Source organism: Enterobacter sp. DVT3837 (assembly GCF_056238685.1).
Genome location: NZ_JBWDLA010000001.1, coordinates 1,450,648 through 1,462,643 on the forward strand (window position 1 = coordinate 1,450,648; position 11,996 = coordinate 1,462,643).

The following is an 11,996-nucleotide window of genomic DNA, read 5'->3' on the forward strand; positions in this document are numbered from 1 at the left end:
TCCGAACAAGGAGGGAAAATTCGTCGCTATCCTATACCAAAATGCGACAATAAGGGCGGTTGTAGGGTACTTTTTTTCATTGAATTTGCTTATACGGCAACGATTGCGTGTCGTAAAACCACATCACGTAAACGTTAAACTTGTTAAAAGGGAAAGACATGTCCGGAATTGAGGCGGTATTTTTCGACTGCGACGGTACGCTTGTCGACAGTGAGGTCATTTGTTCCCGTGCGTATGTCGCCATGTTCCAGGAATTTGGTATTACGCTCGATCTCGAAGAGGTGTTCAAACGCTTTAAGGGCGTGAAACTGTACGAGATTATCGACATCATTAACGACGAGCACGGTGTGGATCTGGCAAAAGGGGATCTCGAGCCGGTTTACCGCGCCGAGGTCGCACGCCTGTTTGATTCCGAACTGGAGGTCATCGCCGGGGCGAATACGCTTCTGGATGCGATGACGGTGCCAATCTGCGTGGTCTCTAATGGTCCGGTCAGCAAAATGCAGCACTCACTGGGGAAACTGGAGATGTTGCATCATTTCCCGGAAAAACTGTTCAGCGGCTACGATATTCAACGCTGGAAGCCCGATCCGGCGCTGATGTTCCATGCGGCCAACGCAATGAACGTTAAAGTAGAAAACTGCATTCTGGTGGATGACTCGTCTGCGGGCGCGCAGTCAGGGATTGATGCGGGAATGGAAGTGTTTTACTTCTGCGCCGATCCGCACAACAAACCGATCGATCATCCAAAAGTGACGACCTTTACCGATCTGGCGCAGTTGCCAGCACTGTGGAAGGCGCGTGGGTGGGATATTACGCGTTAAGTTAACGTAGGGCGGGTAAGCGCTAGCGCCACCCGCCTCAGGTATTACTCTTTCGGATCTTTACCCGCCAGCAGCTTATCCAGCTCATCGCCGCCCACGTGACGGAAGTCCTGCCCCTTCACGAAGTAGAAGATGTATTCGCAAATATTCTGGCAGCGGTCACCGATACGCTCAATGGAGCGCGCGCAGAACAGGGCAGTCAGTACGCTTGGGATCGTACGTGAATCTTCCATCATGTAGGTCATCAGCTGACGCACGATGCCTTCGTATTCCTGGTCGACTTTCTTGTCTTCACGGTAAATACGTACCGCTTCGTCCAGATCCATACGCGCAAAGGCATCCAGCACGTCATGCAGCATCTGCACGGTGTGACGACCCAGCGACTCCAGGCTCACCAGCAGTGGCTGGTGCTGCTGAGAGAATTTCTCCAGCGCGGTGCGGCAGATTTTATCCGCCACGTCTCCAATACGTTCCAGCTCGGCGATGGTTTTGATAATCGCCATCACCAGGCGCAGGTCGCTCGCTGTTGGCTGACGCTTGGCGATAATACGAACGCAGGCCTCGTCGATAGCGACTTCCATCATGTTGACGTTTTTGTCGCCTTCAATGACGCGCTTCGCCAGCTCGCTGTCCTGGTTGTGCATTGCCGTGATCGCATCGGAAAGCTGCTGCTCAACCATGCCACCCATGGTCATGACCTGCGTGCGAATGCTTTCCAGCTCTGCGTTGAACTGGCCTGAAATGTGTTTATTAAGATTAAGGTTGTCCATGGTTCACTCCAAATCAACCGTAGCGGCCAGTAATATAATCTTCAGTTTGCTTTTTAGCGGGTCTGGTGAACAACGCATCCGTATCGCTGAACTCAATCAACTCGCCCAGGTACATAAACGCCGTGTAATCGGAACAACGTGCAGCCTGCTGCATGTTGTGGGTCACGATAACCACGGTGTAATCCTGCTTCAGCTCGGTGATCAACTCTTCAATACGACCCGTTGAGATCGGGTCCAGCGCTGAACACGGTTCATCCAGCAGCAACACTTCCGGGCGAATGGCGATACCACGCGCAATGCACAGACGCTGCTGCTGACCACCGGAGAGAGAGTACCCGCTCTGGTGCAACTTATCTTTGGTTTCGTTCCATAATGCGGCCTTGGTCAAAGCCCACTGCACGCGCTCGTCCATATCGGTACGGGAGAGTTTTTCAAACAGGCGAACACCAAACGCAATGTTGTCATAAATGGACATCGGGAACGGCGTGGGTTTCTGGAACACCATCCCCACTTTTGCGCGCAGCAGAGCAATATCCTGAGCCTGGGTCAGAATGTTTTCGCCGTCCAGGATGATTTCACCTTCAGCGCGCTGCTCCGGATAGAGCGAATACATTTTATTAAAGGTACGCAGCAGCGTGGATTTACCACAGCCAGACGGACCGATGAATGCCGTAACCTGGTTCTTCGCGATATCCAGGTTGATATTCTTCAGGGCATGGAATTTGCCGTAGTAGAAGTTCAAATCACGAACCTGAATCTTACCCGGGGCAGTATCAACCATACTCATTGACTCATTTCCTCATTCGGCGCCGCGAGCTGCCGCGCCGTAAAAAATTAACCGTGTTTCTTCTTCGCGAAAATGACGCGCGCCAGAATGTTCAGCAACAGTACGCAAAGGGTAATGATCAGCACCCCGGCCCAGGCCAGTTGCTGCCATTCCGCGAATGGGCTCATCGCAAATTTAAAGATCGTCACCGGCAGGTTGGCGATCGGCTGCATCATGTCCGTGCTCCAGAACTGGTTGGAGAGGGAGGTGAACAGCAGCGGTGCCGTTTCACCCGCGATACGCGCAACCGCCAGCAGGATACCGGTCATGATCCCGGAGACTGACGCTTTCAGCGTAATCGCAGAGATCATCTTCCATTTCGGCGTTCCCAGTGCGTAAGCCGCTTCACGCAGGCTGTCCGGCACCAGTTTCAGCATGTTCTCGGTAGTACGAATGACGATAGGCACCTGCAACAGCGCCAGCGCAATCACACCCGCCCAGCCGGAGAAGTGTTCCATCTGTGCCACCACGACGGTGTAAACAAACAGACCCACCACGATAGACGGGGCTGAAAGCAGGATGTCATTGATGAAACGAATGACTTCCGCCAGCCAGGATTTACGACCGTACTCCGCAAGATAGATGCCTGCCATGATGCCCAGCGGCGTACCAAATACCGTTGCCCACAGGATCAGCAACCCGCTGCCCGCCAGGGCATTCGCCAGACCACCACCCGCCGTATTTGGCGGTGGCGTCATTTCGGTAAACAGCGCCAGCGACATCCCGTCAATCCCGCGCACAACCGTCGAGAAGAGGATCCAGACCAGCCAGAACAGGCCAAATGCCATGGTTCCCATTGAGAGCGTCAGCGCGATACGGTTTTTAAAACGGCGTCGGGCCTGCATTTTGCGGCGGGATTCCGCCAGTTCAGCGGTAGCTTGCATTTCGAGAGTTGCCATTAGCGTGCCCCCTCATTTTTAGCGAGGCGCATAATCATCAGCTTGGAGATCGCCAGAACAATGAAGGTGATCACGAACAGAATCAGACCCAGCTCCATCAACGCCGCGACGTGCAGACCGGATTCCGCCTCAGCAAATTCATTCGCCAGTGCAGAGGTAATACTGTTACCCGGCATGAAGAGTGATGCGCTGTCGAGCTGGTAGGTGTTACCGATGATAAAGGTCACCGCCATGGTCTCACCCAGCGCACGTCCCAGACCCAGCATCACGCCGCCAATCACCCCATTTTTGGTGAACGGAAGGACAATGCGCCAGATAACTTCCCAGGTGGTACAGCCGATACCGTAGGCCGACTCTTTCATCATCACCGGCGTTTGTTCGAAGACATCGCGCATGACCGCCGCAATGTACGGAATAATCATAATGGCGAGGATCACACCTGCAGCCAGAATACCGATACCGAAAGCCGGGCCAGAGAACAGGGCACCCACAAACGGGATGGCGGAAAGTACATTACCCACGGGTTCCTGGAAGTACGTTGCGAACAGCGGCGCAAAGATAAACAGGCCCCACATGCCGTAAACGATACTCGGAATGGCCGCCAGCAGCTCGATGGCAATACCCAGTGGGCGACGCAGCCAACCCGGTGCCAGTTCCGTCAGGAACAGAGCAATACCAAAACTGACGGGAACCGCAATCAGCAAGGCGATGAACGAGGTCACCAGCGTGCCGTAAATCGGCACCAGCGCACCGTAGATATCGTTCGGCGCGTCCCACTCTTTTGTCCACAGGAAGGAGAAACCGAATTTCTGGATGCTCGGCCAGGAGGAGAAAATCAGAGACACAATAATGCCGCCCAGCAGCAATAGCACAATCAGCGCAGCCAGTTTAACCAGCGCGCTGAAAATCATGTCACCTTTTTTACCCGGAGGGTTAAATGCAGGCTTGGTTGCAGCCATAAATCACTCTTCTGTTAAACGCGTTTACGAAATCGGCGGGTAAGCGCAAGCGCCACCCGCCATTTTCGTCAGAATGCTAAATTAATACAATGCCTTACCGCTGCTATCTTTCACGTTGGTTTTCCACGCAGCGCGAATTTGCTCAACCACGTTTTCTGGCAGGGTAGCGTAATCCAGGGCATTAGCCTGTTTGCCGCCGTTTTTGTACGCCCAGTCGAAGAACTTCAGCACTTCGGCGCCCTGCTCAGGTTTCTTCTGCTCTTTGTGAACCAGGATGAAGGTGGTAGAGGTGATTGGCCATGCACCTTCGCCTTTCTGGTTAGTCAGATCCTGAGCGAAAGATTTGCTCCAGTCAGCGCCTTTTGCCGCGTTGGCAAAGTTCTCTTCGGTCGGGCTGACAGGTTTACCATCAGCAGAAACCAGTTTGGTGTAGGACAGGTTGTTCTGTTTAGCGTAGGCGTATTCTACGTAACCGATAGAGCCCGGCAGACGCTGTACGAAAGCGGCGATGCCGTCGTTGCCTTTACCACCCAAACCAGTTGGCCAGTTAACGGTAGAGCCAGAACCGACTTTAGATTTCCACTCTTCGTTCACTTTCGCCAGATAGCTGGTGAACACGAAAGAGGTACCAGAACCATCAGCGCGGCGAACCACAGCGATGTTCTGAGAAGGCAGTTTCAGGCCTGGGTTGAGTTTGGCAATCGCCTCGTCATCCCATTTTTTGATTTTACCCAGGTAGATGTCACCCAGGGTTTTGCCGTCCAGCACCAGTTCACCAGACTTCACGCCCGGCAGGTTGATGGCCAGAACCACACCGCCGATCACGGTCGGGAACTGGAACAGACCTTCCTGTGCCAGTTTGTCATCAGACAGCGGAGCGTCTGATGCACCGAAATCAACGGTATTAGCGGTAATTTGTTTAACGCCACCGGAGGAGCCGATACCCTGATAGTTAACCTTGTTACCGGTTTCTTTCTGGTAGGTATCCGCCCATTTGGCATACACCGGCGCAGGGAAGGTTGCACCAGCGCCAGTCAGGCTTGCTTCTGCAAATACAGAGAACGCGCTCAGAGATAAGGTCGCGGCGACAACAGTTGCGACAGTGGTACGCATAACTTTCATAATGTCTCCTGCAAGATTTTCGTAAATCGTTGTTTAGTGGCTACGATGAGCAAAATAGGACAAACAGGTGACAGATAAATGTACTAATTATGACAGTTTTATGACAATGGAAATTTCACTTAAAAACCAGCAGAAGAAAGCTTAATTTTCATCGTGTTAGCCACTTTTATGACAAGACGTTTTCAGAAATATTTTCTTTATGTGACACTGAAAAAAGTAGCTGAAGATGACAGATTGTCATAAATAAAAACGCAAAAGAGTTGATTAAAAACAAGCCAGGCGGGATAGAAAAGCTCCACCCGAAGGTGGAGCCTGAAGGGATTATTCTACGGTGACAGACTTCGCCAGGTTACGCGGCTGGTCAACGTCGGTGCCTTTGATCAGCGCAACGTGATAAGCCAGCAACTGCAGCGGAACGGTGTAGAAGATCGGTGCAATCACCTCTTCCACATGCGGCATCTCGATGATGTGCATGTTGTCATTGCTGACAAAACCGGCATCTTTGTCGGCGAAGACGTACAGAACACCACCGCGGGCGCGCACTTCTTCAATGTTAGATTTCAGTTTTTCCAGCAGTTCGTTGTTAGGAGCCACAACGATGACCGGCATATCGGCGTCAATCAGCGCCAGTGGGCCGTGTTTCAGCTCGCCTGCCGCATAGGCTTCCGCGTGAATGTAGGAGATCTCTTTCAGCTTCAGCGCGCCTTCCAGCGCAATCGGATACTGATCGCCACGACCCAGGAACAGGGCGTGATGCTTGTCGGAGAAATCTTCTGCCAGTGCTTCAATGCGTTTGTCCTGGGACAGCATCTGCTCAATACGGCTCGGCAGTGCCTGCAGGCCATGAACGATGTCATGCTCAACAGAGGCATCCTCGCCTTTCAGACGTGCCAGTTTCGCCACCAGCATCAACAGAACGGTCAGCTGAGTGGTAAACGCTTTAGTGGAAGCCACGCCAATTTCGGTACCCGCTTTGGTCATCAGCGCCAGATCGGATTCACGCACCAGCGATGAGCCAGGGACGTTACAGATGGCCAGAGAGCCAAGGTAGCCCAGCTCTTTAGACAAACGCAGCGCCGCCAGCGTATCCGCCGTTTCACCAGACTGAGAAAGGGTGATCATCAGGCTGTTACGACGTACAGCGGATTTGCGGTAGCGGAATTCAGACGCGATTTCCACATCACACGGCACGCCCGCCAGGGATTCAAACCAGTAACGAGAAACCATACCGGAGTTGTAGGAGGTACCGCAGGCCACGATCTGAATATGCTCAACCTTGCTGAGCAGTTCGTTCGCGTTTGCACCCAACTCGCTCAGATCTACCTCGCCGTGGCTAATACGCCCGGTAAGGGTGTTTTTGATGGCGTTTGGCTGCTCGTAAATCTCTTTCTGCATGTAGTGACGGTAAGCGCCTTTGTCGCCCGCGTCGTACTGCAGGTTAGATTCGATCTCCTGGCGTTTCACCTGCTCGCCTTTGGTATCGAATACGGTCACGCTGCGACGAGTCACTTCCGCAATATCACCCTCTTCCAGGAAGATAAAGCGACGGGTAACTGGCAGGAGCGCAAGCTGGTCAGAGGCGATAAAGTTTTCACCCATGCCCAGACCGATAACCATCGGGCTACCGGAACGTGCGGCCAGCAGCGTGGACGGATCGCGTGAGTCCATGATCACCGTGCCGTATGCACCGCGCAGCTGAGGGATAGCACGCAGAACTGCGTCACGCAGTGTACCGCCCTGCTCCAGCTCCCAGTGCACCAGGTGAGCAATCACTTCGGTGTCAGTTTCAGAGACGAAGGTATAGCCGCGCGCTTTCAGTTCTTCGCGCAGCGGTTCGTGGTTTTCGATAATGCCGTTGTGCACGACCACGATGTGTTCAGACACATGCGGGTGCGCGTTGCCTTCAGACGGTTCGCCGTGCGTCGCCCAGCGGGTGTGCGCAATACCGGTACCACCATGCAGCGGATGTTCTTCCGCGGCCTGGGCCAGCATCTGCACTTTACCGAGACGACGCAGACGGGTCATATGACCTTCTGCATCGACCACGGCCAGACCAGCAGAGTCATAGCCACGGTATTCCAGACGACGTAAACCTTCGAGAAGGATTTCAGCAATATCACGCTGCGCAACTGCGCCAACAATTCCACACATAGTTTTAGATTCCGAATTTAGGCATAACGCCTGCGTTGTCGCTGACCTGTATTTGCCCTTTCCGGGCACCCCGAGCCTTGTAGAGAGTGGGGTTATTTTTATGGGTACTGCTTGTGGGGGGAGGATTATGTTATCCCCTCACCCCGACCCTCTCCCCAAAGGGGCGAGGGTAAATCCGTTACTTTTTCTTCACCGGGCGTTTCCAGCCCTGCTTGTGCACCTGTGGCACACGGCTTAATACCAGCTCGTTATCGGCGATATCGCGCGTAACGGTTGTCCCGGCGGCAATCGTTACCCCGTTGCCCACGGTAACCGGTGCCACCAGCTGTGTATCGGAACCGACAAACACATCATCACCGATAATGGTTTTAAACTTGTTGGCACCGTCATAGTTGCAGGTGATTGTGCCTGCACCAATATTGACGTTATCGCCAATTTCCGCATCGCCCAGATAGGTCAAATGACCGGCTTTAGAGCCTTTACCCAGACGCGCTTTTTTCATCTCAACGAAGTTGCCCACGTGAGCCCCTTCCATCAGCTCAGCGCCCGGGCGCAGACGCGCAAACGGTCCAATGGTGCACGCCGCTTCAAGATGCGCATCTTCCACCACGCTGTAAGGGCTGATTTCGCAATCGTCACCGATGACGCTGTTTTTGATCACGCAGCCAGCGCCAATTTTGACGCGATTGCCCAGAGTGACTTTGCCTTCAAAGATAACGTTAGTATCAATTTCAACGTCACGACCGTGGGACAGGGAACCACGCAGATCGAAACGCGCCGGGTCACGCAGCATCACGCCTGCCAGCAGCAGTTTTTCGGCCTGTTCGGACTGATAAACGCGCTCCAGACGGGAAAGCTGAAGGCGGTTATTCACCCCTTCGGTTTCGCTAATGCGTGCCGGATGTACCGCCGCAATCTCACGTCCTTCCTGATATGCCATCGCAATGATGTCGGTGATGTAGTATTCACCCTGCGCATTGTTGTTGTTGAGCTTCGACAACCAGCGCTTCATATCCGCGCCATTGGCAATCAGGATACCGGTGTTGATCTCCTGAATCTGGCGCTGTTCGTCGCTGGCGTCTTTATGTTCAACAATCCCCGTTACGTTGCCGTTTTCACGGGTGATGCGGCCATAACCGGTTGGATCGTCCAGCACGACGGTTAACAAACCGATGCCGCCCTGCGGTTTGGCTTCACGCAGGCGAGTTAGTGTTTCAACGGAGATCAGCGGAACATCGCCGTAGAGCATCAGAATATCTTCGTCATCGGCAAAGAACGGTGCTGCCTGCTGCATCGCGTGACCTGTACCCAGTTGCTCAGCCTGAAGCACCCAGTTGAGCTTGTCATCGCTCAGCGTCTTTTTAAGCAGATCGCCACCGTGGCCGTAGACCAGATGAACCTGACGGGCACCCAGTTCATTTGCTGCATCAATGACATGCTGCACCATCGGCTTTCCTGCCAGCGTGTGAAGCACTTTAGGCAGATCGGAATACATGCGGGTACCTTTGCCAGCGGCAAGGATCACCACGCTCATCGCACTGTTTGACATACGCATCCTGACGGTAGTTTGAGTGAGAAGTAAAAACGTTTGATGCCTAAAATTCTACATCTTTTTCATCATGAATTAAGGCCGAAAAAAAAAGCCAGCCTGGAACCCAGACTGGCTTTTGTGCTTTTCAAGCCGGTGTTACATCGCTTTTTTGGTCAACTCGATAACGCGCAGTTTCGCGATCGCTTTGGCCAGCTCCGCAGACGCCTGAGCGTAATCCACGTCACCATGAGAGCTGCTAATGTGCTCTTCAGCCTTACGCTTCGATTCCAGGGCTCGCGCTTCGTCGAGATCCTGGCCACGAATAGCGGTATCGGCCAGAACGGTCACACTGCCAGGCTGCACTTCAAGAATGCCGCCGGACAGATAGATAAACTCTTCGTGACCGAACTGTTTAACGATGCGGATCATACCAGGCTTAATGGCGGTGAGCAGCGGTGCGTGACCCGGGAAAATACCCAGCTCACCTTCACTACCCGTTACCTGGATTTTCTCGACCAGACCAGAGAACATTTGTTGCTCTGCGCTGACGACGTCCAGGTGGTAAGTCATTGCCATATCACCCTCCGATTAAGGCGTTAAAGTTTTTTGGCTTTTTCCACTGCTTCTTCGATGGAACCAACCATGTAGAACGCCTGCTCTGGCAGGTGATCGTATTCGCCTTCCATGATGCCTTTAAAGCCACGGATGGTGTCTTTCAGGGAAACGTATTTACCTGGAGAACCGGTGAATACTTCCGCAACGAAGAACGGCTGGGACAGGAAGCGCTGGATCTTACGCGCACGTGCTACCACCAGTTTGTCTTCTTCAGACAGTTCATCCATACCCAGGATGGCGATGATGTCTTTCAGTTCCTGGTAACGTTGCAGCAGGGACTGTACGCCACGCGCGGTGTCGTAGTGTTCCTGACCAACAACCAGTGGATCCAGCTGACGACTGGTGGAGTCCAGCGGGTCAACGGCTGGGTAGATACCCAGAGACGCGATCTGACGGCTCAGTACCACGGTTGCATCAAGGTGCGCAAAGGTGGTTGCTGGTGATGGGTCAGTCAAGTCATCCGCAGGTACGTATACCGCCTGAACGGAGGTGATAGAACCGGTTTTGGTAGAGGTGATACGTTCCTGAAGAACACCCATCTCTTCCGCCAGAGTCGGCTGATAACCTACCGCTGAAGGCATACGACCCAGCAGTGCAGATACTTCCGTACCGGCCAGGGTGTAACGGTAGATGTTATCAACGAACAGCAGAACGTCACGGCCTTCGTCACGGAATTTCTCAGCCATAGTCAGACCGGTCAGCGCAACGCGCAGACGGTTTCCTGGTGGCTCGTTCATCTGGCCGTAAACCAGGGATACTTTGTCCAGAACGTTGGAGTCGGTCATTTCGTGGTAGAAGTCGTTACCCTCACGAGTACGTTCACCTACGCCCGCAAATACGGAGTAACCGGAGTGCTCGATCGCGATGTTACGGATCAGCTCCATCATGTTTACGGTTTTACCTACACCCGCACCACCGAACAGACCAACTTTACCGCCCTTCGCAAATGGACACATCAGGTCGATAACTTTGATGCCAGTTTCCAGCAGTTCCTGAGAGCTGGACAGCTCTTCGTAGGAAGGTGCCGCGCGGTGGATAGCCCAACGCTCTTCTTCACCGATGTCGCCTTTCATGTCGATTGGTTGACCCAATACGTTCATGATACGACCCAGCGTTGCTTTACCTACCGGGACTTCGATCGGATGCTCAAGGTCTTTAACTTCCAGACCACGACGCAGACCGTCGGAAGAACCCATCGCGATGGTACGCACGATACCGCCGCCGAGCTGCTGCTGAACTTCCAGCACCAGGCTCTCGTTACCATTCTGTACCTCAAGCGCGTCGTACACGCGTGGTACGGCGTCCTGAGGGAACTCGACGTCCACCACGGCGCCGATTACCTGGACAATCTTTCCAGTAGCCATCTTGAATCCTCTACGTAATTCGTAAACCTGGTTAAACCGCGGCGGCCCCCGAGACGATCTCGGTGAGTTCCTGAGTAATGCTGGCCTGACGAGCTTTGTTGTAAACCAACTGCAGCTCTTTAATCAGGCTGCCGCCATTATCGGTCGCGGCTTTCATCGCCACCATTCGTGCGGCCTGCTCGCTGGCCAGGTTTTCTACAACGCCCTGATAAACCTGAGATTCAACGTAACGACGCAGCAGGGTATCCAGCAGCGGTTTCGGATCGGGTTCATACAGGTAATCCCAGGCTTTGTGCTTCAGCTCATCATCTTCTGATGCCGGTAAAGGCAGCATCTGAGTAAGCGTTGGAACCTGAGACATGGTGTTAATGAATTTGTTGCTGACAACGTACAGTCTGTCCAGACGGCCTTCATCGTAGGCCTGCAACATCACTTTAACCGGGCCGATCAGTTCGGACAGGGACGGGTTATCACCCATACCGGTCACCTGAGCGACAATGTTGCCACCAACGGAGTTAAAGAAAGAGACGCCTTTAGAGCCGATCATTGCGATATCGCACTGAACGCCTTTTTCAGACCATGCTTTCATATCCGCCAGCAGTTTTTTGAACAGGTTAATGTTCAAGCCGCCACACAGACCACGGTCGGTCGACACCACCAGGTAGCCCACGCGCTTAACGTCGCGTTCTTCCAGGTAAGGGTGCTTATATTCCAGATTACCGTTTGCAAGGTGACCAATCACTTTGCGCATGGTTTCTGCATAAGGACGGCTGGCCGCCATGCGATCCTGCGATTTACGCATTTTGGAAGCGGCGACCATCTCCATCGCTTTAGTGATCTTTTGCGTGTTCTGGACGCTTGCGATCTTACTACGTATCTCTTTTGCGCCGGCCATGAGCTTCTCCTCAATGCCAGGCGGCTTGTCCTGAGACAAG

Annotated in this window: 11 protein-coding genes; 1 reads left to right on the plus strand and 10 read right to left on the minus strand. The window is 53.4% G+C overall.

Annotation, left to right across the window (positions count from 1 at the left end; all coding sequences use genetic code 11):
• The first annotated feature begins 158 nt into the window (after window positions 1-158).
• Window positions 159-824, plus strand: a complete 666-nt coding sequence (gene yieH / locus AC0XWG_RS07030) for a 6-phosphogluconate phosphatase (protein ID WP_475680500.1) — start codon at window positions 159-161, stop codon at window positions 822-824.
• Window positions 825-868: 44 nt separating this feature from the next.
• On the opposite strand, the gene phoU is transcribed toward yieH, so the two are convergent.
• From phoU to atpG, 10 genes are all read right to left on the minus strand, one after another.
• A complete protein-coding gene (gene phoU / locus AC0XWG_RS07035; RefSeq protein WP_008500182.1) occupies window positions 869-1,594 on the minus strand; it encodes a phosphate signaling complex protein PhoU in 726 nt (241 codons plus the stop codon).
• A gap of 13 nt (window positions 1,595-1,607) precedes the next feature.
• Window positions 1,608-2,381 (minus strand): phosphate ABC transporter ATP-binding protein PstB, encoded by a 774-nt coding sequence (gene pstB, locus AC0XWG_RS07040; RefSeq protein ID WP_028017770.1) that lies wholly within the window; start codon window positions 2,379-2,381, stop codon window positions 1,608-1,610.
• A gap of 47 nt (window positions 2,382-2,428) precedes the next feature.
• Window positions 2,429-3,319: a phosphate ABC transporter permease PstA gene (gene pstA / locus AC0XWG_RS07045; protein WP_028017769.1), complete on the minus strand. Its 891-nt coding sequence runs from the start codon at window positions 3,317-3,319 to the stop codon at window positions 2,429-2,431.
• Window positions 3,319-4,278, minus strand: a complete 960-nt coding sequence (pstC, locus tag AC0XWG_RS07050) for a phosphate ABC transporter permease PstC (protein WP_028017768.1) — start codon at window positions 4,276-4,278, stop codon at window positions 3,319-3,321. Before pstC ends, pstA begins: the two co-directional genes overlap by 1 nt.
• 81 nt (window positions 4,279-4,359) lie before the next feature.
• Window positions 4,360-5,400, minus strand: coding sequence for a phosphate ABC transporter substrate-binding protein PstS (pstS, locus tag AC0XWG_RS07055; protein ID WP_028017767.1), 1,041 nt, complete (start codon window positions 5,398-5,400; stop codon window positions 4,360-4,362).
• Between the two features lie 321 nt (window positions 5,401-5,721).
• Entirely contained in the window at window positions 5,722-7,551 is a 1,830-nt protein-coding gene (gene glmS, locus AC0XWG_RS07060) for a glutamine--fructose-6-phosphate transaminase (isomerizing) (protein WP_048990817.1), read from the minus strand.
• 178 nt (window positions 7,552-7,729) lie between these two features.
• A complete protein-coding gene (gene glmU / locus AC0XWG_RS07065; RefSeq protein WP_049006041.1) occupies window positions 7,730-9,100 on the minus strand; it encodes a bifunctional UDP-N-acetylglucosamine diphosphorylase/glucosamine-1-phosphate N-acetyltransferase GlmU in 1,371 nt (456 codons plus the stop codon).
• A gap of 138 nt (window positions 9,101-9,238) precedes the next feature.
• Window positions 9,239-9,658 (minus strand): F0F1 ATP synthase subunit epsilon, encoded by a 420-nt coding sequence (locus tag AC0XWG_RS07070; RefSeq protein ID WP_006177560.1) that lies wholly within the window; start codon window positions 9,656-9,658, stop codon window positions 9,239-9,241.
• A 20-nt stretch (window positions 9,659-9,678) separates the two neighbouring features.
• Entirely contained in the window at window positions 9,679-11,061 is a 1,383-nt protein-coding gene (gene atpD, locus AC0XWG_RS07075) for a F0F1 ATP synthase subunit beta (RefSeq protein WP_003862362.1), read from the minus strand.
• A gap of 31 nt (window positions 11,062-11,092) precedes the next feature.
• A complete protein-coding gene (gene atpG, locus AC0XWG_RS07080) occupies window positions 11,093-11,956 on the minus strand; it encodes a F0F1 ATP synthase subunit gamma (protein ID WP_023333921.1) in 864 nt (287 codons plus the stop codon).
• Window positions 11,957-11,996 lie beyond the last annotated feature (40 nt).